General features: G+C 74.2%; 21 protein-coding genes and 1 riboswitch. Of the genes, 11 read left to right on the top strand and 10 right to left on the bottom strand.

The window, feature by feature from the left end; all coding sequences use genetic code 11:
• Positions 1–76: 76 nt before the first annotated feature.
• From ACTMS2_RS00840 to ACTMS2_RS00830, 3 genes are all read right to left on the bottom strand, one after another.
• Positions 77–1843 (bottom strand): DEAD/DEAH box helicase, encoded by a 1767-nt coding sequence (locus tag ACTMS2_RS00840; RefSeq protein WP_441173595.1) that lies wholly within the window; start codon positions 1841–1843, stop codon positions 77–79.
• Positions 1844–2039: 196 nt separating this feature from the next.
• The gene (locus ACTMS2_RS00835) at positions 2040–2693 is read right to left on the bottom strand and encodes a hypothetical protein (protein WP_441173593.1); all 654 of its coding nucleotides are present in this window, start codon (positions 2691–2693) and stop codon (positions 2040–2042) included.
• A gap of 1127 nt (positions 2694–3820) precedes the next feature.
• Positions 3821–5440 carry an NlpC/P60 family protein gene (locus ACTMS2_RS00830; protein ID WP_441173591.1) on the bottom strand — a complete coding sequence of 540 codons (1620 nt, stop codon included), beginning with the start codon at positions 5438–5440 and terminating at the stop codon, positions 3821–3823.
• 241 nt (positions 5441–5681) lie between these two features.
• Between ACTMS2_RS00830 and mqnE the strand changes: the two genes are divergently transcribed.
• Genes mqnE through ACTMS2_RS00815 form a run of 3 tightly spaced genes read left to right on the top strand, consistent with a single transcriptional unit; the run spans position 5682 to position 7611 of the window.
• Positions 5682–6851, top strand: a complete 1170-nt coding sequence (mqnE, locus tag ACTMS2_RS00825; RefSeq protein ID WP_441173589.1) for an aminofutalosine synthase MqnE — start codon at positions 5682–5684, stop codon at positions 6849–6851.
• A 23-nt stretch (positions 6852–6874) separates the two neighbouring features.
• Positions 6875–7297: a hypothetical protein gene (locus ACTMS2_RS00820; RefSeq protein ID WP_101413738.1), complete on the top strand. Its 423-nt coding sequence runs from the start codon at positions 6875–6877 to the stop codon at positions 7295–7297.
• 44 nt (positions 7298–7341) lie between these two features.
• Complete coding sequence (locus ACTMS2_RS00815; RefSeq protein ID WP_441173587.1) at positions 7342–7611, top strand: DUF4229 domain-containing protein; 270 nt, start codon at positions 7342–7344, stop codon at positions 7609–7611.
• 295 nt (positions 7612–7906) lie between these two features.
• On the opposite strand, the gene ACTMS2_RS00810 is transcribed toward ACTMS2_RS00815, so the two are convergent.
• The 3 genes from ACTMS2_RS00810 to ACTMS2_RS00800 all read right to left on the bottom strand — a co-directional run bounded on the left by ACTMS2_RS00810 (position 7907) and on the right by ACTMS2_RS00800 (position 11010).
• Positions 7907–8953, bottom strand: coding sequence for a hypothetical protein (locus ACTMS2_RS00810; RefSeq protein WP_441173585.1), 1047 nt, complete (start codon positions 8951–8953; stop codon positions 7907–7909).
• On the bottom strand, positions 8953–9453 hold the full coding sequence (locus ACTMS2_RS00805; protein WP_441173583.1) for a SigE family RNA polymerase sigma factor: 501 nt from the start codon (positions 9451–9453) through the stop codon (positions 8953–8955). Before ACTMS2_RS00805 ends, ACTMS2_RS00810 begins: the two co-directional genes overlap by 1 nt.
• Positions 9454–9651: 198 nt before the next feature.
• Positions 9652–11010, bottom strand: coding sequence for a C39 family peptidase (locus tag ACTMS2_RS00800; protein WP_101413741.1), 1359 nt, complete (start codon positions 11008–11010; stop codon positions 9652–9654).
• Positions 11011–11222: 212 nt separating this feature from the next.
• Here ACTMS2_RS00800 and ACTMS2_RS00795 point away from each other — a divergent pair, with 212 nt between their 5' ends.
• The 4 genes from ACTMS2_RS00795 to ACTMS2_RS00780 all read left to right on the top strand — a co-directional run bounded on the left by ACTMS2_RS00795 (position 11223) and on the right by ACTMS2_RS00780 (position 16360).
• Positions 11223–13100, top strand: coding sequence for a M14 family zinc carboxypeptidase (locus ACTMS2_RS00795; RefSeq protein WP_441173581.1), 1878 nt, complete (start codon positions 11223–11225; stop codon positions 13098–13100).
• A gap of 164 nt (positions 13101–13264) precedes the next feature.
• Positions 13265–13348: riboswitch (cobalamin riboswitch) on the top strand.
• A gap of 111 nt (positions 13349–13459) precedes the next feature.
• Positions 13460–14398 (top strand): ABC transporter substrate-binding protein, encoded by a 939-nt coding sequence (locus tag ACTMS2_RS00790; protein WP_441173579.1) that lies wholly within the window; start codon positions 13460–13462, stop codon positions 14396–14398.
• A 13-nt stretch (positions 14399–14411) separates the two neighbouring features.
• Positions 14412–15515 (top strand): FecCD family ABC transporter permease, encoded by a 1104-nt coding sequence (locus ACTMS2_RS00785; protein WP_441173577.1) that lies wholly within the window; start codon positions 14412–14414, stop codon positions 15513–15515.
• A 44-nt stretch (positions 15516–15559) separates the two neighbouring features.
• Positions 15560–16360 carry an ABC transporter ATP-binding protein gene (locus tag ACTMS2_RS00780; RefSeq protein WP_441173575.1) on the top strand — a complete coding sequence of 267 codons (801 nt, stop codon included), beginning with the start codon at positions 15560–15562 and terminating at the stop codon, positions 16358–16360.
• A gap of 27 nt (positions 16361–16387) precedes the next feature.
• On the opposite strand, the gene ACTMS2_RS00775 is transcribed toward ACTMS2_RS00780, so the two are convergent.
• The 4 genes from ACTMS2_RS00775 to ACTMS2_RS00760 form a co-directional block, all read right to left on the bottom strand.
• The gene (locus tag ACTMS2_RS00775) at positions 16388–17149 is read right to left on the bottom strand and encodes a VOC family protein (RefSeq protein ID WP_441173573.1); all 762 of its coding nucleotides are present in this window, start codon (positions 17147–17149) and stop codon (positions 16388–16390) included.
• A 95-nt stretch (positions 17150–17244) separates the two neighbouring features.
• Positions 17245–17982, bottom strand: coding sequence for an ABC transporter permease (locus tag ACTMS2_RS00770; RefSeq protein WP_441173571.1), 738 nt, complete (start codon positions 17980–17982; stop codon positions 17245–17247).
• A 13-nt stretch (positions 17983–17995) separates the two neighbouring features.
• On the bottom strand, positions 17996–18916 hold the full coding sequence (locus tag ACTMS2_RS00765; RefSeq protein WP_441173569.1) for an ABC transporter ATP-binding protein: 921 nt from the start codon (positions 18914–18916) through the stop codon (positions 17996–17998).
• A gap of 58 nt (positions 18917–18974) precedes the next feature.
• On the bottom strand, positions 18975–21155 hold the full coding sequence (locus tag ACTMS2_RS00760) for a HelD family protein (protein ID WP_441173567.1): 2181 nt from the start codon (positions 21153–21155) through the stop codon (positions 18975–18977).
• A gap of 237 nt (positions 21156–21392) precedes the next feature.
• On the opposite strand from ACTMS2_RS00760, the gene ACTMS2_RS00755 reads away from it, so the two are divergent.
• The 4 genes from ACTMS2_RS00755 to ACTMS2_RS00740 all read left to right on the top strand — a co-directional run bounded on the left by ACTMS2_RS00755 (position 21393) and on the right by ACTMS2_RS00740 (position 24969).
• On the top strand, positions 21393–21977 hold the full coding sequence (locus ACTMS2_RS00755; protein ID WP_441173565.1) for an ArsR/SmtB family transcription factor: 585 nt from the start codon (positions 21393–21395) through the stop codon (positions 21975–21977).
• Between the two features lie 42 nt (positions 21978–22019).
• Positions 22020–23318 carry an MFS transporter gene (locus tag ACTMS2_RS00750; protein ID WP_441173563.1) on the top strand — a complete coding sequence of 433 codons (1299 nt, stop codon included), beginning with the start codon at positions 22020–22022 and terminating at the stop codon, positions 23316–23318.
• A 453-nt stretch (positions 23319–23771) separates the two neighbouring features.
• Positions 23772–23909, top strand: a complete 138-nt coding sequence (locus ACTMS2_RS00745; RefSeq protein ID WP_441173562.1) for a hypothetical protein — start codon at positions 23772–23774, stop codon at positions 23907–23909.
• Between the two features lie 208 nt (positions 23910–24117).
• The gene (locus ACTMS2_RS00740) at positions 24118–24969 is read left to right on the top strand and encodes a menaquinone biosynthetic enzyme MqnA/MqnD family protein (protein ID WP_441173560.1); all 852 of its coding nucleotides are present in this window, start codon (positions 24118–24120) and stop codon (positions 24967–24969) included.

Here is a 24969-nt window from a genome sequence, read left to right as displayed (position 1 = left end):
CCGACACCGGCAGCGGATGCGGAAACGCCGCCCCGGAGCCGGGCCCCGAGGCGGCGTTCGCCGATGACGCTGGAAATCAGTGCGTACGCGCCGGTGGGCGCCCGCCGAAGCCCCGTCGATCGTCACGCGGCCGCTCGTCACGCCCCCGGCCCTCGGGCCGGAAGCCGCCCCGGTCGCCGTAGCTGCGGCTGTCGGTGGGGCGGTCGCCGTAGCGGCGCTCGCCCTGGGGGCGGTCGCCGTAGCTGCGGCTGTCGGTGGGGCGGTCGCCGTAGCGGCGCTCGCCCTGCGGGCGGTCGCCGTAGCCACGGCCGCCGTCGCGCCCGTCCCGGTCACCGAAGCGCCGCTCGCCACGGTCCGCGAAGCTCCGCTCGCCGTAGCCCCGGCCGTCGGTGGGACGGTCGCCGTAGCGCCGCTCGCCCTGCGGGCGGTCGCCGTAGCGGCGTTCACCCTGCGGGCGGTCGCCGTAGCGGCGTTCACCCTGGGGCCGGTCGCCGTAGCGGCGCGGGCCGCCCGGCCGGTCGCCGTGCCGGCGCGGCTCGTCGACCTCGACGCGCACCGGGACGCCGCTCGGCTCGCGGGCGCCGGTCAGCTCCGCGAGCGCCGGGTCGCCGGCCCGCACCCGGGTCTCGGCCGGCGCCACGCCGGCCTTCTCCAGCATGGCGAGCGTGGTCCGCCGCTGCTTCGGCAGCACCAGCGTGGCCACCGCGCCCGACTCGCCGGCCCGGGCGGTACGACCCGCACGGTGCAGGTAGTCCTTCGGGTCCTTCGGCGGGTCGACGTGCAGCACCAGCGAGACACCGTCGACGTGGATGCCCCGGGCCGCCACGTCCGTGGCGACCAGGACGTTCATCCGGCCCTCACGGAACTCGGCCAGCGTCCGGGTACGCATCCGCTGGGTCTTGCCGCCGTGCAGCCCGCCCGCCCGTACGCCGACGGCGGCCAACTGCTCGACCAGCCGGTCGACACCGAGCTGGGTACGGGCGAAGACCATCGTCCGCCCGTCCCGGGCCGCGATGGACGCCGCGACCGGGAACTTGTCGTGCGGCGGGATCAGCAGCATGTGGTGGTCCATGGTGGACACCGAGGCGGTGGACGGCGCGGTGGAGTGCGTCACCGGGTCGGTCATGAAGCGCTTGACCAGCGCGTCGACGTCGCCGTCCAGGGTGGCCGAGAAGAGCAGCCGCTGGGTGCCGGCCGGCGTCTTCGCGAGCAGCTCGGTGACCTCGGGCAGGAAGCCCATGTCGGCCATCTGGTCGGCCTCGTCGAGAACGGTGACCTCGACGTCGTCCAGGTGGCAGACGCCCCGGGCGATCAGGTCGCCCAGCCGACCCGGGGTGGCCACGATGATCTCCACCCCGCGCCGCAGGGCGTCGACCTGCCGGTCGTACGGCACGCCGCCGACGGCGGTCTTCAGGAACACGCCGACGGCCTTGCCGAGCGGCATCAGCGCGTCGTTGACCTGCATCGCGAGTTCCCGGGTCGGCACCAGGACCAGCGCCCGGGGGCGCAGGGGCCGGGCCCGGTTGCGGTCGGCCACCAGGGCCAGCAGGGGCAGGCCGAAGGCCAGGGTCTTGCCGGAGCCGGTCTGGCCCCGGCCGAGGACGTCCCGGCCGGCGAGCGCGTCGGGCATGGTGGCGCGCTGGATCTCGAACGGGGTGGTGATGCCCTGTCGGGCGAGCGCGTGGACCAGCGGCTGGGGCAGCCCCAACGCGGCGAAGTCGGTGGCCTCGGGCGTCACCGTGGCGGCCGGGTCCTGGCCGGTGCCGTCCCGCTCGACGGCGGTCTGCGCGTCGGCGGTGTCGAGGGCGGGCGTGAACGTGCTGGGTTCAGCAAAGGTCGTCAAGAAATGCCTTTCGAGCGGGGCGCATCTTCGCGATGGCCTGCCGCAGCTGAACGCCGCCGAATCGCCCGCAAGATCGCCCATGGGCGCGCGGGGCGCGCCGGGTCAGTGATCCTCACCAGTGTACGGCGACGGGACGAACCCGCCACCCGACCTCGGACGGGTAGTGGGCGGGCTCACCATCGACGTCGTACGCGGCTCACTTGCTCAGGACGCCGCCCACCAGCCCGCCCACCGTGTCGTTGGCGAGCAGCACCACGAGCACGCTGATCGCCACCAGCAGGCCCAGCGAGGCGGCCAGTACGACCACCACCTTGGTCGTGCTGGAGCGCTCCTCGGTGGGGGTCTCCGTCCAGCCCTGGGCCAGGATGTGCCCGGTCAACGAGCCGGAGTTCTCCACCGGGTTGCTCGGCAACGAGACCGTGCTGAAGCCCGGGCCCTCGGTGCCGGCACCGTAGATCGTGCCCAGGTCGGGCCCGCCGTCGTAGCGGCCCGCCGCGGTGCCCTCGGCCCGCCCGGCGCGCGTGGCCGAGCCGCCGCCGGCGTGACCGGCCAGCTTGCGGGCCTCGCGGGGCGCGGCGGCGGGCTCCGCACCACCGGGCCGGCGGTCGCCGGGGCTGGTGGGCGGCGGCCAGGCCGGCAGCGCGGGCGCGGGCACGACCGGCGGCGCGGACGTCGACCCGGAGAACGGCGGCGCGGACGCTGGCGGCGTGGAGAACGGCGGCGCGGACGCCGGGGGCGCGGAGAACGACGGCGCGGACGCCGGGGGCGTGGAGAACGGCGGCGCGGACGCCGGCGGCGCGGAGAACGAGGCCGCGACCGGTCGCGGAGCGGCTGCCGGCGGCGCGCTCACCGGAGGCGCTGAGGACGGCGGCGCGCTCGCCGGGGGCGCAGAGAACGGCGGTGCGAATGCCGGCGGCCCGGAGGCCGGCGGGGCGCTCGTCGGGGGCGCGGAGAACGGCGGGGCGCCCGCGAAGGGGCCCGATCCGGCGCCGGGCGTGGCCGTGAGGGGTGGCGGCGGGAACGGTGGCGCCGGCATCGGGCCGGGCGGAGGCGGCGGGGCGGGCACCGGTGGTCCGGGTGGCGGCACGGGCGGACCCGGCACGGGTGGTACCGGCGCCGGGGGCCTGGGCCCCGGGCCGGGGGGCACCGGGCCGGGCGGGTAGGGCCCAGGGACCGGGGGCGTGGGGGTCGGGACCGGCGGGGCCGGCGACGGCGGGTTCGGGCCCGGCACCGGCGGCGTGGGGGCGGGCGCCGGCTCGGGCTCCGGGACCGGTGGGGTCGGCGGCTGAGCCGGCTCCGGGGGCTGGGCGGGCTCCGGGGGTTCCGGGTTGACCGGCGCCGCCCGGTAGATCCGGGCCTCGCCCGTCCGGGAGCGGATCGCCCCGGCCTCGTCGGCCGAGATCCGCCTCATCCCGGGTACGGCGGCGCTGGCCCGCGCCCCCGCCGTGCCCCGCTGCCCGGGGACCGCGGCGGCGGGGGCGGCCGTTCCGCCGGCCCGGTAGGTGGTGCCGGCGCTGGGGCCGGTCGACGGCGGGGCGTCGCCCTCGGCGGGCGCGGCGGCGGTGGTCACGGACACCCGGCCCCGGGCCGGCGCGGCGGGCTGTCGGCGTACGTCGTCGGCGGGCGGCTCGGACGACGACCCGGACGGCCCCGCGGAGCCGGCCGCCGGCGCGGCTGCGCCCCCGGGCGGGGGCGCCGACGGGGCGCCGGCGGGCGTCAGGGGGTGCGGTGCCCCGGCACGGCTCCGGTCGGGCGCGGATCCGTGGTCGACCGGCTCTGCCGGAACATCTTGCTCGGCCATGCTCGCCCTCCGCGCACGCTCGCGCCCGGATCCGCTACGTCGGACCGGGCGTGCCTGACTGTCACCGTGCCACATTCCGGCCCGGCGGCACAGCCGGAGCGCGTTGCGGGGCCTTGTCGACCCGCCCCCGGTCGGCGGCTGGCCGGCCCGGTCGGACGGCCCGCCGAGGGCCCTGGTCAGCTACCGGCGCTCGCCGAGGCGCTGGCCGGGGTGCTGCTCGACGGAGCGGAACTGCTCTGCGCCGTGGTCGGCGCCACACTACCGGTCGAGGCGCTCGGCGAAGAGGCCTCCGAGGCGCTCGCCGACGGCGACGGCGAGGTCGACGCCGACGCCGACGGTGACGGTGAAGTCGAGGTGCTGGGCGTGGGCGTGGGGGACCCGGTCGGCGACGGCGAGGTCGACGGGCTCGGCGACGAGGTGGGCTTCGGGCTGGTGGTCGGCTTCGGGCTGGCCGGCGGCTTCGGGCTGGCCGGCGGCTTCGTCGTGGGCGGCTTGCTCGGCGTCGGCGTCGGCGAGGGAGTGCTGGCCGGCGCGGGCACCGCCCCGATGACGCGGGTGGCGGCATAGAGCCGGGACCAGCGCACGGTGGAGATCTTGACCACGTCGCCGGTGGTCGGCGCGTGGATCATCTTGCCGCCGCCGACGTACATGCCCATGTGGTGGATCGTCGTCCAGCTCGTGCCGGAGGCGAAGAAGAGCAGGTCGCCGGGGAGCAGAGCGGTGCGGGACACGGTGCGGGTACGGGTGGCGTAGTACTGGTCGCGGGAGACCCGGGGCAGCCCGTAGTAGCCCGCCGACCGGTAGGCGGCGTAGATGAGGCCGGAGCAGTCGAAGCGGTCCGGCCCCTCGGCGGCCCACAGGTAGGGGTCGCCGAGCTGCGCCCTCGCGTACGCCAGGGCCTTGAGGGCCGTCGGGTGGGCGGCCAGGCCGTTGGCGGTCTCGTTGCCGAGGTAGCCGGCGCCGAGGCGCTGCTCGGCGGCCTCCTGCTGGCGCTCGATCTGGATGAGCTGTGCGGCGTTGTCCCGCTTCAGCTTCTCCAGCTTCTTCTCTGCCTCGCGCAGGGCCTTCTCGCCGACGGCGTACTCCGTCTTGGCGCCCGCGAGGCGGGACTCGGCCGAGACCATCGCCTGGCTGGCGGCCTGCTCGCCGACGCGGGCCCGGGACACCTCGCCCTCGGCGGCGGTGGTGCCGCCCTCGGCCTTCTCGCCCCGGATGATCCGGGAGAGCCGGCTCAGCTCGTGCAGGTCGTTGGCGAACTCGCCGGGCGGGAGGGCGGCGGCGGCCTTGAAGGCGCCCGCGGCGGCGGCGTCGGCGCTCTCCTGCGCGCGGGCGACCGCGTCCCGGGCCTGGGCGAGGTTGCGCTCGGCGGTGGCGCGCTGCCCCTCGGCCTCGGTGCGCTTCTGCCGCAGCGAGAGCAGTTGGTCACGAAGCTGCCCGACCTGGGCCTCGGCGGCGTAGATCTGGGCGGCCAGCGGGCCGGTGCCGAGGCTGCCGGCGGGCATGCCGGGGACCGTGCCGGGCCCGGGGAGACCCGGGACCGTGCCGGGCAGACCCGGGACCGTGCCCGGCAGGCCGGGGACCGGCGCGCCGCCGGGGAGCTGGAGCGGCCCCGAGTAGGAGGGGCGGGACCCGGTGTCGGGGACGCTGGTGGGCAGCGCCGGGTCGGCCATGACCGGGTTGGCCAGGACGGTGGCGGCGACGGCGCCGAGCAGTGCGGACCAGAGCGCCGGGCGCAGCACCGGCGAGATCACCGGGCTCCGTCGTCGCTGTCGTCGCCCGCGCCCACTGTCGACCATTCCGCTCCCCGTCCGGCGTGACTCGCCGCACCGGGTGGGCGCGGCCGTGGGGACGCTACCAGCGTGTGGCGAACGTCCCACCCTGTCTTACCGCACCCACGCAGCGATGTCGATGCGTTGGCGGGTAACAGGAGCCTGAGAGTTCGGTGAGCCGGCGCACGGGGGCCGACCGTGCTGCGGCGGCGTCGGCGGGCCGACGTACGCTCGATTCCTACCGCAGGTGGAAGGGACGTGGCTTTCGATGGACGCCGGACTCAAGCGTGAGCTGGAAGCGAAGGTGTACGCCGGCGAGCGGCTGACCCGCGAGGACGGGATCGCCCTCTACGACAGCGACGACCTCGCGTGGCTGGGCCGGCTGGCGCACCACCGGCGCACCGAGCTCAACGGCGACCGGGTGATGTTCAACGTCAACCGGCACCTCAACCTGACCAACGTCTGCTCCGCCTCGTGCGCGTACTGCTCGTTCCAGCGCAAGCCGGGCGAGAAGGACGCCTACACGATGCGCATCGACGAGGCGGTCCGCAAGGCCAAGGAGATGGAGGACGAGCAGCTCACCGAGCTGCACATCGTCAACGGCCTGCACCCGACCCTGCCCTGGCGCTACTACCCGAAGGTGCTGCGCGAGCTGAAGGCGGCGCTGCCGAACGTCAAGCTCAAGGCGTTCACCGCGACCGAGGTGCAGTGGTTCGAGAAGATCAGCGGCCTGAGCGCCGACGAGATCCTCGACGAGCTGATGGACGCCGGCCTGGAGTCGCTGACCGGCGGCGGCGCGGAGATCTTCGACTGGGAGGTCCGCCAGCACATCGTCGACCACGCCTGCCACTGGGAGGACTGGTCGCGCATCCACCGGCTGGCCCACACCAAGGGGATGAAGACCCCGTCGACCATGCTCTACGGCCACATCGAGGAGCCCCGGCACCGCGTCGACCACGTGCTGCGGCTGCGTGAGCTCCAGGACGAGACCGGCGGCTTCATGGTCTTCATCCCGCTGCGCTACCAGCACGACTTCGTCGACTCGGCGGACGGCAAGGTCCGTAACCGGATCCAGGCCCGTACGACGATGGCCTCGCCGGCCGAGTCGCTGAAGACCTTCGCGGTCTCCCGGCTGCTCTTCGACAACGTCCCGCACGTGAAGTGCTTCTGGGTCATGCACGGGCTGTCGGTCGCCCAACTCTCGCTCAACTTCGGCGTCGACGACCTGGACGGCTCGGTCGTGGAATACAAGATCACTCACGACGCCGACTCGTACGGCACCCCGAACACCATGCACCGTGACGACCTGCTGCACCTGATCTGGGACGCCGGCTTCCGCCCCGTCGAGCGGAACACCCGCTACGAGGTGGTCCGCGAGTACGACGCCGCCCCGTCCCTGGCCGAGCGCCGCGCCGAGCCGCAGCAGGTCTGGGCCTGAGCCGGCACGTACCCTCTGAGGCCATGACCGAGCAACGGAGCGGGTTCCCCCGGCGGGACGCCGAGGGGCGCATCCTCACCCTGGGCGACCTGCTCGGGGTGAGCCTGGCCGGCCTCGTCATCGGCGTGCTGGCGGTGGTGTTGTTCGACTGGGCGTTCGAGCTGATCGGCGCCGGCGACTTCGGCGGCGCCAACGGCTGGCTGGCGATCATCCTGCCGGCCTGGCTGTTCTGGGACGACTTCCGCGCCTGGGAGTTCGGCGCGGCCCGGGTGGTGGCGGCACTGGCGGCCGCCGCGGTGGGGGTGGTCGCCGGGCTCGTGGTGGCCGGCCTCGCCGCCGGGCTCCCGCCGCTGCTCTCCGGCGGGCTGGGGGCGGCGACCTTCACCATCGGGTACGCGGTGGTCTGGTTCCACGGCGTCCACTGGCTGGCCCGCCGGACGGGCTGAACCTGCCGCCGGAGGTCCCGGCGGCGGAGAACGGAGTGCGGAACGTGAGCGCGGCGGTCAAGTACACGCTGGGCCGGATCGGGCTGTTCGTCGCCGTGCTGGCGGCCCTCTGGCTGGTCGAGATGAACACCTTCATCAAGCTGATGGTGGCGCTGGCCTTCTCAGCCGCCCTGTCGTTCTTCCTGCTCAAGGGCTGGCGGGACGAGATGGCCGAGGAGATGGCCACCGCCGCCGAGCGGCGCCGCGCCGAGAAGGAGCGCCTCCGCTCCGCCCTCGCCGGCGAGGACCAGGGCGGGGAGACGCCGCCCAACTAGGACCTGCGCGCAGTCCTGGCGGCGTTCTGGCTGACGGGAGACGTGCAAGGCGCGTGAAGCTGGTGCACCAATGCCGCCGGGACGCTGATACCTGAGGGGCATGAAAATACCTGTGTGGTATCGATGCGAGGGAACTTGCGTCACCGGCCGGCGTTCATGTCATCTCCCGCCTCCCGGCCCCAGCAGTACGAGCATTCACCCGCGTAGTTCCCTGGTCGGATGTCGACTTCCGCATGCGCCTCGCAGGTGAGTGAACGGTTGGGTCCTCCAATGCCCTATCGGCGCCGGGGTGGTGTCACCAGGTGTCCGGGCGGTCGAGGTCGCGGGCCGGCTGGTACCCGCTCAGTACCGTCAGGCCCTCCGACTCGGTGTAGCCGTTGCCCCAACCCTTGAGGAACGCCTCGACCACGCATGGCTTGACGAACATCTCCAGCACGTCGCTGCCCTGCCGGCGTGCCCGGTAGGGCCCTGCGACGAGGTCGGCGGCCCTGGGGTCGCGCCCCGGCACGGGTTGCGCCCGGACCGTCAGCCAGCGACCGGATCCGTCACCTATCACCAGCGAAGCCTCGATGAAGGAGCCAGGCTCCGACCGGGAAAGCGTGACCGAGCATCCGAGCAGACGCCCACCTGGCGGCAGCGACTGCAGGCGGAACGGCACCACGCAGCGGTGGGCGCCGTCGAACCGGACGCGACTGGCCGCGTCCGTCGCCTCGTCACGGCTGGGCGCGTAGATGTCGAGCTGCGCCCAGAGCCCATCAACGGGTTGCCAACGGACGAACCACAGTTTCGTGTCGCCGGACGGATCGAACCAAGCGACCCCCGGGCGGCCTCCGACCCGCACATCGGCCGGCGGCTGCGGTCGCCCCGCCGACGACAACGTCTGCTGCAGCCCGTCCAGCGTCGCGACGCTGCGCGCCAGCACGAACCGGGCCTGCTCGGTCGGGCCCCGGAACTCAACGCTCTCGACCCCGCGCCCGGCGCTCCAGGTCGCGGACCAGGCCCCGCTGACCAGGCTGTCGGTCGTGAAGTGCACCACGCCGGGATCGGCCCCCACGACCTCGGGCCGGGCCATGGCGCCGGGCTGATCCGGTGCGTCCGGCAGCACGAGTGCCGTGGCCGGCACGGTCACGCCATCGGGTGCCCGACCGGACGGAATCACCATGACCGCCGCGACCAGGACGACGCATGCCGCTGCCGTCCCCCCGGTGGTCAGCCAGCGGCGGCGCACTCGGAGGCGGTGGCCGCGCCGCCGGGCGTGTGCCACGATCGGCGCGGGGTCGATATCGCCGCCCGCGTGGTGCTTGAGCGTCGTGGCGAGCTGCTGATCGAGGTCGCTGGACATCAGAACTCTCCTCCTGTCAGGGCGGAGGCGGATGCTTCCTGCCGCTTGCGGAGTGCCGTCAGGGCCCGCTTCGCGTGGGTACGAACTGTGCCGGTCGAACAGTCCAGGATCTCGGCGATCATCGTGTCGTCAAGATCCTCGTAGTAGCGCAGGACGATGACGGTGCGTTGACGCATCGGCAGGGCGCAGACGAGCCGCCACAGCGCGTCACGTTCGTCGACACCGGCGGCCTCGTCCGTAGCGTCCGGCCGATCGTTCACGACGGCGACCGAGATTTCCTGGTTGCTACGCCGGCGCCACCACGAGTGATGGGCGTTGACGAGCATCCGACGGACGTACGCATCGGGTCGATCCGTCCGGGAGATGCGCGCCCAGCGGGCGTACGCCCTGGCGAGGACATCCTGAACCAGGTCCTCGGCCCGATGCTCGTCGCCGGTCAGCAACCGGGCGAGCCGCACCAGCGCCGAAGTGCGAGCGAACGCGTACTCCTCGAACGTCACGCCCTATTAACGTCGCAAGTCGGCCAACCCGTAGACAGCCGGCCAGCACCTCACGAAGGAGAACCACAGGAGGACGCAGGCGCTGTGGGCAGGTGCCCGGTCGCCCGAGAGGGTCGGTGGCCGGAAACGGCCGAGGGGCCCGGTCGCCGGGCTGAGCCGGGCGACGCGGACCCCTCGAACGACCGGGTCGGTGTCAGGTCACCAGTTGGTGGAGCCGGCGACCTTCGGCCACGGCTTCAGAGTCGGCTTGATCAGGTAGACGACGCCGCCGGAGCCGCCGGAGACGCCGCCGCTGGCGTTGGTCCGCTTGGTACGCAGCCAGATCTGCTCGAACTGCTCACGCTTGTAGACGTTGCGCACCGCCTCGTTGCTGGACGAGGCCGGGTCGTTGACGATCACGTCGCCGTCGGCGGTGAAGCCGACGACCACGAACAGGTGGCCCGAGGTGCCGTAGCCCGCCCCGTCCAGCTCGCTGGCGAGGAAGGACTGGCTGGTCACGACCGGGATCCCGGCGGCGATGAAGCGCTCCACCTCGTCCAGGGAGTGCAGCCGGGTGACCCGGGCCTCCAGACCCGGGAAGCTGGCCGCGTACGCGGTGTTGAAGGGCCAGTTGCCGGCGCCGTCGTACTGGTAGTCGTAGACCATCCGGGCGGCGTGGTTGACCGTCGGGTCCGGGTAGGTCGGGTCGACCCAGGAGGTGTCCTCCTCGGACGCCTTGCGGCCCCAGTACTCGATCACCATGGTGGTGGAGGTGGGGGAGCACCAGGCCTGGCCGCCGCCGTCGTACTCGGGGTAGTGGCCGGTGTGGATGTTCTGCGAGTAGCGGGGCACGGCGAGTTCCTTGCCCCAGGCGATGCCGCCGGCGCTCGGCTCGACGGTGAACCGGTCGGGCACGTTGGAGCTCATCGCGCCGACGGTGTGCACGACCGGCGCGGCGCGCTGGCCGGGGGCCTTGTAGAGGGTCAGCCGCAGCTGGTACGCCCGCAGCAGCACGCCGACCGAGGCGTCGTCGATGCTGAAGGTGTCGGTCCAGATGGTCGACCAGGGGTCGCCCTGCCGGTTGACGCTGGTCCGCTTGATGTCGGCGTCGCCGGAGGCCCAGCGTCCCATGACGTACCACTTGGTCTGCACGCCGGTGTTGTACGTGCCCTGCATCTCGACCTGGATCCAGGTGCCGGCCGGGGTCTGCGCGTTCCACGAGGCGATCAGCTCGGTGGCGTCGAACCCGATCTGGGTGACCGGGGAGGTCCAGGTCCCGTACTCCCAGCTCCTGGTCACGCCGGTGTGCGGGTCGGTGTAGTCGGTGGTGCCGAGCGGTCGGGCCAGCGTCACGCCGGGCCGGAGGCCGGGGACGGCCCGGGTGCCGGCGTGGCTGCCGCGACGCCAGTCGGGGTAGCGCGACCAGTCCTGGAAGGTGATCTGCTCGTCGTGGACCACCGGTCGACTGGTCGACGGGGCCGCGACGGGTGCGGCGGCGACGGCGGGTGCCGCGGTGCCGAGAAGGGTGAGCGCGGTGGCGGCCGCGAGGGCGGCCGTGCGCAGGCGTGTTCTGGCCATGGGTCCTCCGCAGGGACGGACGGATCGTTGCGGGTCAGTGTCCCGCTCGGAGGGAACTTTCGCCAGAGGTCGACAGTTGGAAAATCCTTGCCGATGTGACGATCAGGATGGCATGGAACAAGGCAGCGATGGATGTTGATATGACCATGCGGGCGGTGGTGGAGTGTCCTCCACCGAGCGGGATCTTCTCCCGCCCCCCGAGGAGGTTGTCCATGGCCTTCCGCAACACCGCCCTCCGCCGTCGCCTGGCGGTGGCCGTAGCAGCCGCATTCGGCCTGCTCACGGTCGCCGCCGCGCCGGCCACCGCCCGGCCGGCCCCCGACCGGGCCGACTCCGCGACGACGTCCTACCGGGTGCTCGGCCCGCGTACCGTCGACGACCGCACCGCCGTCGCCGGCACCGGCGCCGCCATCGACTACGTCGAGCACGGCGTGCTGAACGTCTCGGCCACCCCGGCCGAGGCGGCGGCGATCACCCGGCTCGGCTTCCGGCTGGAGGCGGTCGCCGCCCCGTCGGCCGACGGGCACGACCATGCCGACGGGGACGTCGGCGCGGCCGCCTTCCCGCCCGCCGACTCCAACTACCACGACTACGCCGAACTGACCGCCGTGGTGAACAAGGTGGTCGCCGACCACCCGTCGATCGCCCGGAAGATCAGCATCGGCTCCTCGTACGAGGGCCGGGACCTGATGGCGGTGAAGATCTCCGACAACGTCGCCACCGACGAGAACGAGCCGGAGATCCTGTTCAACTCGCAGCAGCACGCCCGCGAGCACCTGACCGTCGAGATGGCGATCTACCTGCTCAACCTCTTCACCGACAGCTACGGCAGCGACTCCCGGGTCACCAACATCGTGAACACCCGGGAGATCTGGATCGTGCCGACGGTCAACCCGGACGGCAGCGAGTACGACATCGCCACCGGCTCGTACCGCTCCTGGCGCAAGAACCGGCAGCCCAACAGCGGCTCGTCGTACGTCGGCACCGACCTGAACCGCAACTGGTCCTACCAGTGGGGCTGCTGCGGCGGCTCGTCCGGCTCGACCTCGTCGGACACCTACCGGGGCCCGTCGGCGTTCTCCGCCCCGGAGACCGCGGCGCTGCGCAACTTCGTCAACAGCCGGGTCGTCGGCGGCACCCAGCAGATCAAGGCCAACATCGACTTCCACACGTACTCCGAGCTGGTGCTCTGGCCGTTCGGCTACACGTACAACAACACCGCGCCGGGGATGACGACGGACCAGTACAACACCTTCGCCACCCTGGGCCAGCAGATGGCGAACACCAACGGCTACACCCCGCAGCAGTCCAGCGACCTCTACATCACCGATGGCGACAGCATCGACTGGATGTGGGGCCAGCACGGCATCTGGGCGTACACCTTCGAGATGTACCCCGGCTCGGCCGGCGGCGGCGGCTTCTACCCGCCGGACGAGGTGATCCCCGCCCAGACGTCGCGCAACCGGGAGGCGGTCCTGCTGCTCAGCGAGTATGCCGACTGCCCGTACCGGGCCATCGGCAAGCAGGCGCAGTACTGCGGCGGTGGCGGCGGCACCACGGTCTGGTCGGACACCTTCGAGACGGCCACCGGCTGGACCATCAACCCGAACGGCACCGACACCGCGACCCTCGGGGCGTGGGAGCGGGGCGCCGCCCAGGCGACCAACTCCAGCGGGGCCAAGCAGCTCGCCCCGTACGCCGGCAGCAACGACCTCGTCACCGGCCGGCTGGCCGGCACGGGAGCCGGTGACTACGACGTCGACGGCGGCGTGACCAGCGCCCGGTCGCCGGCGGTGACGCTGCCGTCGAGCGGCACGCTGACCCTCTCCCTCGCCTGGTACCTGGCCCACGGCTCGAACGCGTCGTCGGCCGACTACCTGCGGGTCAGCGTGGTGCACAACGGTGGCACCACGGCCCTGTTCACCCAGTCCGGGGCGGCCACCAACCGCAACGGCGCCTGGGCGGTGTCCAACGCCAACCTCACCCCGTACGCCGGCCAGTCGGTGCGGATCCTCGTCGAGGCGGCGGACGCCTCGGGCGCGAGCCTGGTCGAGGCGGCTGTGGACAACGTCACCATCACCAGTTCCTGACCGGTGGGGCCCCGCTCCGCCCCCGGCGGGGCCCCACCACCGGCCACCAGACGTCGATCCAGGGCATATCGCCGCCGTTGATGATCAACGAACGCCGATGCGCCCTGGATCGACGAGGCACGTCCGGGGCGTGCGCTACCGTTCTACCGACCACGCGCAGCGAAGCCGGTGCGAAACCGGCGCTGTCCCGCAACTGTGATGTCCCGCCACCCCGGCCGAACGCCGGGCCGCGGCGGGGACGAGCCAGGTCGCCTGCGTCCGTGGTCGCGACACGCGCTCTCGAGGAAGGGCGCCTCGCGGACGGGCGCCACCGCTCCCTGTCGGCGAAGCACCACGCTCCTCGACCGACAGGAGGACCCGTGCTCAGACGTACCCCCCGGATCTTCGCCGCGACCCTCGCGGTGGCCGCGCTCGCCCTCGGCGCCTGCGCCGAGAAGAGCTCCGACGACACCCCCGCCGCCGGCGCCAGCTCGGCCGGCGCCGCCTTCCCGGCCACCGTCGGCTCGGTGACGCTGGAGAAGCGGCCCGAGAAGATCGTCTCGCTCTCCCCGACGGCCACCGAGATGCTCTTCGCCATCGGCGCCGGCAAGCAGGTCACCGCCGTCGACGACCAGTCGAACTTCCCGGCCGACGCGCCCAAGAGCGACCTCTCCGGCTACCAGCCCAACGCCGAGGCGATCGCCGGCAAGAGCCCCGACCTGGTGGTGCTCGCCAACGACACCAACAAGATCGTCGAGCAGCTCACCGCGCTGAAGATCCCCGTCCTGCTGAACCCGGCGGCGACCACCCTGGAGGACACCTACCGCCAGATCACCGACCTCGGCACCCTCACCGGCCACCCCACCGAGGCCGCCGACGTGACCAAGCGGATGAAGGACGACATCGCCAAGCTCGTCGCCGACCTGCCGAAGCGCGCCGAGAAGCTGACCTACTTCCACGAGCTGGGCCCGGAGCTCTACACGGCCACCAGCAAGACCTTCATCGGCTCGCTCTACAGCATGGTGGGCCTGGAGAACATCGCCGACGCGTCCGACCCCGACGGCAAGCAGGGCGGCTACCCGCAGCTCTCCCAGGAGGTCATCGTCAAGGCCGACCCGGACTTCGTCTTCCTCGCCGACACCAAGTGCTGCCAGCAGAGTGCCGAGACGGTCAAGGCGCGCGGCGGCTGGGCCGGCGTCACCGCCGTCAAGAACAACCAGATCGTCGCCCTCGACGACGACGTCGCCTCCCGCTGGGGGCCCCGCGTGGTGGACCTGCTCCGCGTGATCGTCGACGCGACCGCCAAGGTCCCCGCGTGAGTCGCAACCGTCCATGAGCCGTCCGCTCGTGCAGGCACCGCCCGCCCGGCCGGCCGGGACGCTACCCGCGTCCCGGCCCGCCGGGCTGCGGCCCCGCTGGCTCCTCGCCGGCGTCGCCGCGGTGCTGGTCGCGCTGGTCGCCGGGGTGTCCCTCGGCCCGGTCAGCCTGCCGCCGGGCAGCGTCGCGGCCGAGCTGCTCAACCTCATCCCCGGCGTACGCCTCGACAGCGGGCTGACCGAGCGCGAGATCGCCATCGTCACCGAGCTGCGGCTGCCCCGGGTGGTGCTCGGCCTGCTGGTCGGCGGGCTGCTGGCCCTCGCCGGCGGCTGCTACCAGGGCGTGTTCCGCAACCCGCTGGCCGACCCGTACCTGCTCGGGGTGGCGGCCGGGGCCGGGCTCGCCGTCACCGCGGTGATCACCCTCGGCGCCGGGACGGCCGGCGCGCTGACCGGGCTGCCGCTCACCATCCCGCTGGCCGCGTTCGTCGGCTCGATCGGCGCGGTGGCGATGACCTACCTGCTGGGCGCCTCCGGCGGGCGCGGACGCTCCACCGCCACGCTGATCCTCGCCGGGGTGGCCGTCTCCGCGTTCCTCTCCGCCGGGCAGACCTACCTGCTGCAACGCAACTCCGACAGCATCCAGCAGGTCTACTCCTGGCTGCTCGGACGGCTCGCCACCGCCGGCTGGCACGACGTTCGGCTGGTGCTGCCGTACTTCCTCGTCACCGCCCTCGTGGTGCTGCTGCACCGGCGGGAGCTCGACGTGCTCTCCGTCGGCGACGACGAGGCCGCCAGCCTCGGGCTGCACCCGCAGCGGTCCCGCTACCTGCTCATCGCCGCCGCCTCGCTCGGCACCGCCGCCGCCGTCTCCGCGTCCGGCCTCATCGGCTTCGTCGGGATCATCGTGCCGCACACCGTCCGGCTGCTCGCCGGGTCGAGCTACCGGGTGATCCTGCCGCTGTCGCTGCTCTTCGGCGGCGCCTTCCTGGCCCTGACCGACGTGGTGGCCCGTACCGCCGCCGCCCCGTCGGAGATCCCGATCGGCGTGGTCACCGCGCTGCTCGGCGGCCCGTTCTTCGTCCTGGTCCTGCGTACCTCCCGCCGGGTGCTCGGGTGAGCGCGCGGCGCGTGCCGGCCGCGCGTCCGGCGGACGGTGGGGCCGTGCAGGCCCCCGACGTGGCCGCCGTGCCCGCCGTCGAGGTGCGCGACCTGCACGTGCGCCTGGACGGCACGCCCATCCTGGCCGGCGTCGACCTGACCGTCGCCGCCGGCGAGTGGGTGACCGTGATCGGCCCGAACGGCGCCGGGAAGTCGACCCTGCTGCGCGCCGTCGGCGGCCTGCTGCCCGCGCCGGGCGCCGTCTCCCTCTTCGGTACGCCCAGCGAGGCGCTGCGCCGCCGCGACCGCGCCCGGGTGGTCGCCACGGTCGCCCAGTCCCCGGTGGTGCCGGCCGGCATGTCGGTGTTCGACTACGTGCTGCTGGGCCGCACCCCCTACATCGCGCCACTGGGCCGGGAATCCGCCGCCGACCTGGCCGCCGCCCACGAGGTGCTCGACGGCCTGGACCTGGCCGGGTTCCACGACCGGGAGCTGGCCACCCTCTCCGGCGGCGAGCGGCAGCGGGTCTTCCTGGCCCGCGCGCTGGCCCAGGGCGCGACCCTGCTGCTGCTGGACGAGCCGATCAGCGCGCTGGACATCGGCCACCAGCAGGAGGTGCTGGAGCTGGTCGACCGGCTGCGCCGCGAGCACGGCCTGACGGTGCTCGCCACCATGCACGACCTCTCGATCGCCGGCGAGTACGCCGACCGCATGGTGCTGCTGGCCGAGGGCCGGGTGGTGGCGGCCGGCACGCCCCGCGAGGTGCTCACCGAGCAGCTCCTCGCCACCTGGTACCGCGCCACCGTCCGCGTCATCGACGGAGACCACGGCCCCCTGGTGGTCCCGATCCGCCCCCGTCGCTGACCGTCCCGCCCCGCGCCGTGGGGATGGTCAGGGGCGGGTGAGGACGCTGAACAGGGCGCCGTGGGGGTCGCGCAGGGCGGCGAAGCGGCCCGCCGGGGTGGTCTGGGGCGGGACCAGGATCGTGCCGCCGAGTTCGGCGGCGCGGGCGGCGGCCGCGTCGGCGTCGGCCACGGCGAAGTACACCGACCAGTACGCGGGAGTGTCCGTGGGGAACCCGTCGCCCAGCGGTGGCACCATGCCGGCCACGATCCGGGTGCCGAGCCGCCAGCCGGTGTACGTGACCTGGCCCGCCCGCTGGTCGTCCGGGTGCCAGCCGAAGACCAGCTCGTAGAAGACCTTGGCGCCCTCCGGATCGGGGGTGACCAGCTCGGTCCAGGTGAGCGCCCCCGGGACGTCGAAGACCTCGGCCCCGGGCATCGCCATCGGCTGCCAGACGCTGAACGTCGCCCCGGCGGGGTCGGCGAAGACCGCCATCCGGCCCTGGTCGAAGACCTCGAACGGGGGCACCACGACCTGCCCGCCGGCCCGCTCCACCCGGCCGGCCACCAGGTCCGCGTCGTCGGTCGCCAGGTACGTCGACCAGATCGGCACCTGGTCGGGGATGGCCGGCGGACCCGCGCCCGCCACGGCCCGTCCGTCGAGCTGGAAGACGGTGTAGCCGCCGGCCTCGGGCTCCGGGTCGATCCGGCCGGTCCAGCCGAACAGTTCGGGATAGAACCGGCGCGCCTCGGCGAGACCGGGGGTGGCGAGGTCGGCCCAGCAGGGTGTGCCCGGCGGGACGGTGCTCACGACGACCCCTCTCGGCGGGGGACGGCCACGCCGGCACGCCCCTGCCGGAATCGTGGCACCGACCCGCCGCGCCCCGGGGCGGATCCGAGGAATCGTCAGCTGAACCGTCGACCCTCGTCGCGCCGGTACGCCCACCCGGCCAGCACCGCCAGCAGCACCACCCAGACCCCGAGCATGACCATCGACAGCGGGTTGACCGGGTAGTCGCCGGTCGCCGCCCACATCAGCTCCACCGCGCCCCGGGTCGGCAGGAACGGCGCGACGGCCTCGACGAACCCGGGCGCCTGGTCCGGGGCGGAGAGCAGGCCGCCTCCGAAGGCGAGGGGGAAGAAGACGACCTGCGCCACCACGATCGCCGCCTTGCTCGGCATCGAGTAGCCGATGGCGAGCCCCAGCAGCGTGAACGGCACCGAGATCACCGTGACGGTCGCCAGGGCCAGCAGGAACGCGGGTGCGCTGATCCGCGCCTCGGTGAGCGTGGCCCCGATCACCACCACCGGAATCAGGGAGAGGTAGGTGAGGGCCAGCCCGGCCAGCACCCGGCCGGCGAAGCGCGGCGCGGGGCCCGCCGGCAGGGTCCGGGTGTACGGGTTCCAGGGCTGGTCGCGGTCCTCGGCGACCCCGACGCCGTACTGGAAGACGTTCGCGCTCATCACCGAGAAGGTGACCATGGCGGCGGTGGCGTACGTGGCGGCGACCGGGTCCTTCCCGGCGAACGGCACCACGAAGAAGAGCATCGCCACGGCGGGGAAGAAGGCGCTGCCGACGACGGCGATCGGGATGCGGACCGTCTCCAGGAGCTGGTAGCGGGCGTGGACCAGGGCGAGGCGCATCAGATCCGTCCCCTCAGGCGGTGGCCGGCGGGCCGGCCACGGCGGTCGTCGGACGGCCGGCTTCCGAGCCCGGCGCGGCGGTGATGGCGAGGAACGCCTCCTCCAGCGAGGTGGGGCGGACCTCCAGGTCGGCGAACGCCACGCCGGCGGTGACCAGGGCCCGCACCAGCTCGTCGGCGTCGGTGGTGAGCAGGTGCGTGCGCCCGTCGACCCGCTCGGTGCGGACCACGCCGGGCAGCGCGGGCAGCTCGTCGGCGACCAGGCTGACCCGGCGTACGCCGACGATCCCCCGGATCGCGTCCACCGTGTCGTCGGCCAGCACCCGGCCGTGCCCGATGACCACCACCCGCCGGGCCAGCGCCTCGACCTCCTCCAGGTAGTGGCTGCTCAGCAGCACGGTGCCGCCGTCGTCGTGGAACGCCCGGATCGCCTCCCACAGGGTGTGCCGCGCCGCGACGTCCAGGCCGGTGGTCGGCTCGTCGAGCAGCACCAGCCGGGGCCGGCCGACGAAGGCGAGCGCCACCGCGAGCCGGCGGCGCTGCCCGCCGGAGAGGCCGCCGGTCTGCCGCCGGGCCAGCTCGCCCAGGCCGAAGCGGTCGAGCAGCTCGCTCCGGGGGACCGGGTCGGGGTGGTGGGCGGCGACGAAGTCCACCACCTCGCCGACCCGCAGCGTGCCGGGCAGGCCCGTCTCCTGCGGGGTGACCCCGATCCGCCGCCGGCTCGCCGGGTCGCGCGGGTCGCCGCCGAAGAGCTCGACCCGGCCGGCGGTGGGCCGGCGCAGCCCGACGAGCAGGTTCAGCAGGGTGCTCTTGCCCGCCCCGTTCGGGCCGAGCAGGCCGACCAGCTCGCCGGCGGAGACCTCCAGGTCGACCCGGTCGAGGGCGAGCACGTCGCCGTAGCGGCGGCTGACCGCCTCGGCGCGGGCGAGGATCACGGGACGCTCGTCGAGGGTGTCACGGACACCTGTCTACCGCCCCGGCGCAAGTCGCCGGTCAGCCGAGCGGGGCGGGCAGCGGCCGGGCGTGCAGCACGGCGAGCCGGGAGACCGCCCGGGTGAGCACCACGTAGAGCCGGTGCAGGCCGCGCGGTTCGGCGGCCACGATCGCCGCCGGCTCGACGACGATGACGTGGTCGTACTCCAGGCCCTTGACCAGGGTCGCGGGCACCACCGTGACGCGCGCCGCGGCGGCCGGCTCGTCGACGGTCGCGGTGCCGACGCCGGCGGCGTCCAGTGCCGCCCGCAGCCCGCCGACCGCGTCGTCGGCGGCGATCACCGCCACCGAGCCGTCGAACGCGAGCGCCGCGCGCACCTCGGCCACCGTCGCGGCGGCCAGGTCCTCGACCGTACGCACGTCGAGCGCGCCGTCGCGGCGCAGCGACTCGGCCGGGGGCACGTCGACGGCGAGCGCCGGCAGCAGCCGGTTGGCGAACGCGACGACGGCGGCGGGCACCCGGAAGCCGACCGTCAGCGGCACCACGACGGCGTCCGGCTTGCCGAGGTGGCGCAGGGACTCGCGCCAGTCGGCGGCGGCCCACGGGGCGGTGCCCTGGGCCAGGTCGCCGAGGAGCGTGATCGACCCGTGCTCGCTGCGTCGGGCGATCACCCGGCACTGCATAGGGGAGAGGTCCTGCGCCTCGTCGACGACGACGTGTCCGAAGCCGGCCGGCCGCTCGATGAGCCCGGCCGCCTCGTCGATCAGTACGGCGTCGGCCGCCGTCCACTTCGTGGCCTTCGGCGTGCGCCCGAGCTTCGTGCCGGCCGGGGCGGGGCGTCGCGCCGAGGCACGCGCCGGTTCCGTGGCGCCGACCGCCGTCGGGTCGGCCGCGGGGGCCGGGGTGGCGAGCCCGCGCAGCCGCGCCTGCTCCTCGGCGTCGAGCAGCCCGTCCGCCGCGGCGGCGAGCCGCTGCGGGTCGCCGAGCAGGGCGTGCACCAGCCCTTCCGGGGTGAGCGCCGGCCAGACCGCGTCGAGGAAGGCGGTGACCGGGGTGGCCTTGCCCATCCGGCGCAGCCAGGCGTCGCTCGGTGACTCGGCGCGCCGCGCCTCGGCCTGCCGTTGCAGCAGCGCCACCACCCGGGCCCGGACGCGCTCGCGGCCCGTGGCGTACGGCAGCCGCTCCCGGCGGGTCTCCTCGACGACCCGGTGCAGCGGGTCCAGCCCGATGCGCCAGCGGAACGAGCCGTCCGAGACCATGATCGGCTCGGTCGGCTCGCCGATGTACGCGTCGACCGCCCGGCGCAGCACCTCGGCCATCCGGGCGTCGTGCTTGACCGCTGCCACCGCCGGGTCGTCGACGGCCCGCACCGGCGTCCGGGCCACCAGGTCCTCCACCGTGGCCTGTTCGACCTCCACCTCGCCGAGCGCCGGCAGCACCGCCGCGATGTACGACAGGAAGGTGCGGTTCGGTCCCACGATCAGCACGCCGGAGCGGCGCAGCCGTTCCCGGTGCAGGTAGAGCAGGTACGCGGCCCGGTGCAGGCCGACGGCCGTCTTGCCGGTGCCCGGGGCGCCCTGCACGCAGATGGAGTCGGCGAGGTCGGCCCGGACCAGCTCGTCCTGCTCCGGCTGGATGGTGGCCACGATGTCGCGCATCGGCCCGACGCGCGGCCGTTCGATCTCGGCGGTCAGGATGCGGCTGGCCGTGCCCAGTTCCTCACCCCGGTCGAGGCGCTCGTCCTCGAAACTGGTCAGCGTCCCGTTGCTGAACCCGAAGCGGCGCCGTACCGCCACGCCCTGCGGGTCGCGGGCGCTCGCCCGGTAGAACGACCGGGAGACCGGCGCCCGCCAGTCCAGCACCAGCGGCTCGCCCCGGTCGTCGGTGACGTGCCGCCGGCCGACGTGGTAGCGCCGCCCGGCGTGGTCCGCGTGCCACCCGTCGGTGCCGTCGCCGGGGTCCCCGGGCCGGTCGTCGGCGGGTGGGGCGCCGGTCGCCGGGCCGAAGTCGAGGCGTCCGAAGAAGAGCGGCGTGCCGGGGTCGTCGGCGAGTTCGGCGACCCGGCGGGCCAGGGTGCGCCCGAGCGTCTCGGCCGCGTACGCGTCGCCCGCGACCTGGTCCCCGGTGGAGAAGAGGGCCTCGGCGCGTTGCCGCATCTGGGCCAGGGCCGCCCGGGAGGTGGCGAGGTGCTGGCGCTCGGCGGCGAGGTCGGCATCGAGGTCGAGGTCGAGTGCGGTCACGGTGGATCCCATCGGGTCATCTGCCGATCGCTCGCGTGTCCGACGGGCGGATGGCCGGCCCCCGGCGCGGGACGTCCGATGCGGTGGTCACTCTCACCATGGCCGTCAGCGGCCTGACACTTTACGCGCCCGGCGCGGCACGCTCCACCGGATTTCGTCCGTGGCGCCGCCGCCCGACGGCGAGCCCTCGCACGGCCGGCCGCCCGCGGCGGGGGACCGACCAGGAATCATGGGCGCATGACGGAGGCGCGTCCCGAGCGGCGCCGGATGACGGTCAGCGACCCGCAGGTGATGCGGGCGCTGGCCCATCCGGCCCGAATCGCGATCATGGAACACCTGGGCGTGGTGGAGGGCGGCGCGACCGCCACCGAGTGCGCGGAGGTCGCCGGGCTGTCGCCGAGCGCGACCAGCTACCACCTCCGGGCGCTGGCGAAGTCGGGCCTGGTGGAGCAGGCCCCGAGCCGGGGGGACGCGCGCGAGCGGCTGTGGCGCACGGTCGGCCGGAGCCTGATGGTCGACGCGGGCCGCTCCGCCGGCCCCGATGCGCGCGCCGCCGAGGAGGCGCTGGTGGAGGCGCACGCGGCCCGCGACATGCAGCGGACGCGGGACTGGTTGCGCCGCGCCGGTGACGAGCCCGCCGAGTGGTACGACGTCGCGCTGTTCAGCGACACCCTGCTGCTGCTCACCGCCGACGAGCTGGCCGAGCTGAACGAGGCGGTCAGCGCGTTGTTCGAGCCGTACCGGCAGCGCAACCGGCAGGCCGATCCGCCGGCCGGGGCGCGCACGGTGGCGGTGCAGTACCGGACGGTGCCGCTGGCGTAGCAGGGGTTGCCCCGCACAGTTGTGAAGGATTATTTTCGAAGCATGTCCTTCACAACTGGCGGGTCGCGCTGGTCCGACGTCTGGCTCGCCGCCGGCGCGCGCGGCACCTCGATGTGCGGCGACTTCCTCGCCGCCACCGCCCTGGCGCTCGCGCTCCAGGCCGCCGGGGCCGGCGGCCTCGCCGTCTCCGGACTGCTGCTGGCGGCCACCCTCCCGCTGGTGGTGCTCGCCCCGCTCACCGGACGGCTCGCCGACCGGGTGGACAGCCGGACGCTGCTGGTCACCGCCGGCCTGGCGCAGGCCGGCGTCTGCGCCCTGCTCGCCTTCGCCGAGCACCCGGCCCTGATCATCGGGCTCGTCGCGCTGCTCGCCTGCGGGCTCGCCGTGACCCAGCCCTGCCTGGCGGCCCTGCTGCCGGCGATGGTGCGCCCCGCCGACCTGCCCCGGGCCAGCGCGATCAGCCAGACGGCCAGCACCCTGGGCGCGCTGGGCGGCCCGGTGCTCGCCGGGCTGCTGGTGGGGCAGTTCGGCACGCGCGTACCGCTGCTCATCGACGCCGTGAGCTACCTCGCGCTGGTGGTCGCGGGGCTGCTGCTGCGCACCCGCCGGGGCGGCCGACGGGCCGCCGCCACGCCCGCGCGCGGGGCCGGGGGCGCCCCGGCGTGGCGGCTGCGCCGCGACCCGCTGCTGCTGGTCGTCGTCCTCGGCACGGCCGCGGTCATCACGGCCGTGGGCGGCATCAACGTGATCGAGGTCTTCTTCATCCGGGAGACCCTCGGCGGCACGCCCACCACGTACGGGCTGGTCGGCGCCGCCTGGATGGCGGGGATGCTGCCGGGCAGCTGGCTCTGCGCCCGGCTCGCCCACCGCCTCAGCGACGACGCCGCCCTGGTGTACGGGGTGCTGACGACGCTCGGCGGCATCTGCCTGACCGTGATCGTCGCCGCCGCCGTGCCCACGGCCGCGCTGCTGGTCCCGCTCTGGCTGGTCGCGGGCGCGGCGAACGGCGGGGAGAACGTCTTCGCCAACCTGCTCACCGCCCGGCGCGTGCCGGAGGCTTCGCGCGGCCGGGCGTACGCCCTCTACGGCGCGGCGGTGCAGGGCGGCTCGATGGGCGGCTACCTGATCGGGGGCGCCCTGCTGGCCCTGCTGGCGCCGCGCCCCCTGATCGCGGGCGCCGGTGTGGCCGGTCTGCTGGTGGTGGCGGCCTTCGTGCCGGTCGTCGTCCGTTCCGTCCGCCGCGTCCGGGTGGCCGGCGCCCCCGGCGACGCCAGTGAGCCGATTGGCCAGGCCGAACGACAGGGAGTGAAGGTGGCGCCGGGCCTTGCTACGCACCCGTAGTGTCCGGCGACATGCCGACACGTTCGGCTGATTTGACGCTCACTGATACGACATCTTCCACGGTCGCAGGGGGTGGAAGGGCATCCCGCCCCGAGCACGGATCGCGGTCTACCGGGCAGCGATGGCCGCTGTCGGCGCCCACGACGTGGCGATCATCCTGCGCGGGGTGCGGCGTGCCCAACTGGCGAAGCGGTACGCCGACTCCGCTCGGCCCGCGCACGAGGTGGTGCTGTCGCACGTGCTCGAACGGGTCGACGGGTACGCGGCCTCTCGGGGGGAGTACGCGTTGGTCATCGCGGACGAGGTGCACGACCAGGCCACTCACCGGGCAGACCTGAGCCGGTACCGGGTGTCGGGCACCGGGGGTACCGGTCACGGAAGCTCACCCGGATCGTCGACACCCTGCACTTCGCCCCGTCGCACGCCAGCAGGGTGGTGCAGGCTGTCGACCTGGTGACGTTTCTGTTCCAGCGGCTCGACCTGCCCGGTACCGATCCGCGGGCGGCGGCCGTGAACGAGCAGTTGTGGGGGTTGGTCGCGCCCCGCTGCTACCACTGCTGGTGCTGGGACCCGATGGCCACGCAGTCCTGACCCTGGATGCACGAGAGGCCCGCGTGAGCGGGCCTCAAGGCGGGCGCGGGAGCCTCGGAGGGCATCCTGCGAGCCCAGGCTAGCAGCAGTCCGTGCGGCACGCACAGAGAACGCGCAGCGGCGTGACGGACCGGCGGCGGATGCGGGGTTGGCCACTCCCCGCCCGGCCCGCTGAGCCGCCGGACGGCGACGGGGATACGGTCGGGGCATGGCTGAGCACGTCGCACGCCCCCGGGTCGGGCACATCCAGTTCCTGAACTGCCTGCCGATCTACTGGGGGCTGATGCGCTCCGGTGCCCTCATCGACGTCGACCTGCACAAGGACTCCCCGGACCGGCTCAGCGCCGCGCTGGTCGCCGGTGACCTGGACATCGGCCCGATCTCCCACGTGGAGTACCTGCGCCACGCCGACGAGCTGCTGCTCCTGCCCGACCTGGCGGTCGGCAGCGACGGCCCGGTGCTGTCCGTCAACATCGTCTCCACCCGCCCGCTGGCCGAGCTGGACCACGGCAAGGTGGCGCTGGGTTCGACCTCGCGGACCGGCGTGCTGCTGGCCCAGCTGCTGCTCAGTGAGCGGTACGGGGTCAGCCCCGAGTACTTCCGCTGCCCGCCCGATCTGACCCAGATGCTGCTGGAGGCCGACGCCGGGGTGCTGATCGGCGACGTGGCGCTGCGCGCCCTCTACGAGGCGCCGAAGCGCGGGCTGGAGGTCACCGACCTCGGGCAGGCGTGGCGGGAGTGGACGGGCCTGCCGATGGTCTTCGCCGTCTGGGCGGTACGCCGCGACTTCGCCGCCGCCCACCCCGGCCTCGTCAAGGAGGTGCACGAGGCGTTCCTGCGCTCCCGGGACCTCTGCCTGGCGGAGCTGGACCAGGTGGCCGAGGCGGCCGCCCGCTGGGAACCCTTCGACGCGGCGACGCTGGCGACGTACTTCCGGGCGCTGGACTTCTCCCTGGGGGAGCGCCAGGTGGCCGGCCTGCGCGAGTTCGCCCGCCGTGCCGCCGCCGTCGGCGCCGCCCCGTCCCTGCCCGCCGGGGGCCCCGCCTTCTTCATGGGCTGA

This window comes from Micromonospora sp. SD12 (assembly GCF_052068495.1).
Taxonomy (GTDB): Bacteria; Actinomycetota; Actinomycetes; order Mycobacteriales; family Micromonosporaceae; genus Micromonospora; species Micromonospora echinofusca.
The sequence above is the reverse complement of the archived record's forward strand: the minus strand, read 5'-3'. Positions and strand labels throughout refer to the sequence as shown.

Excerpts from the sequence above, each read along its gene's own strand:
- ACTMS2_RS00830 (WP_441173591.1), bottom strand. The coding sequence starts at position 5,440 with ATGGTCGACAGTGGGCGCGGGCGACGACAGCGACGACGGAGCCCGGTG.
- mqnE (WP_441173589.1), top strand. The coding sequence starts at position 5,682 with ATGGACGCCGGACTCAAGCGTGAGCTGGAAGCGAAGGTGTACGCCGGC.
- ACTMS2_RS00820 (WP_101413738.1), top strand. The coding sequence starts at position 6,875 with ATGACCGAGCAACGGAGCGGGTTCCCCCGGCGGGACGCCGAGGGGCGC.
- ACTMS2_RS00810 (WP_441173585.1), bottom strand. The coding sequence starts at position 8,953 with ATGTCCAGCGACCTCGATCAGCAGCTCGCCACGACGCTCAAGCACCAC.
- ACTMS2_RS00800 (WP_101413741.1), bottom strand. The coding sequence starts at position 11,010 with ATGGCCAGAACACGCCTGCGCACGGCCGCCCTCGCGGCCGCCACCGCG.
- ACTMS2_RS00795 (WP_441173581.1), top strand. The coding sequence starts at position 11,223 with ATGGCCTTCCGCAACACCGCCCTCCGCCGTCGCCTGGCGGTGGCCGTA.
- ACTMS2_RS00785 (WP_441173577.1), top strand. The coding sequence starts at position 14,412 with ATGAGCCGTCCGCTCGTGCAGGCACCGCCCGCCCGGCCGGCCGGGACG.
- ACTMS2_RS00770 (WP_441173571.1), bottom strand. The coding sequence starts at position 17,982 with ATGCGCCTCGCCCTGGTCCACGCCCGCTACCAGCTCCTGGAGACGGTC.
- ACTMS2_RS00755 (WP_441173565.1), top strand. The coding sequence starts at position 21,393 with ATGACGGAGGCGCGTCCCGAGCGGCGCCGGATGACGGTCAGCGACCCG.
- ACTMS2_RS00750 (WP_441173563.1), top strand. The coding sequence starts at position 22,020 with ATGTCCTTCACAACTGGCGGGTCGCGCTGGTCCGACGTCTGGCTCGCC.
- ACTMS2_RS00740 (WP_441173560.1), top strand. The coding sequence starts at position 24,118 with ATGGCTGAGCACGTCGCACGCCCCCGGGTCGGGCACATCCAGTTCCTG.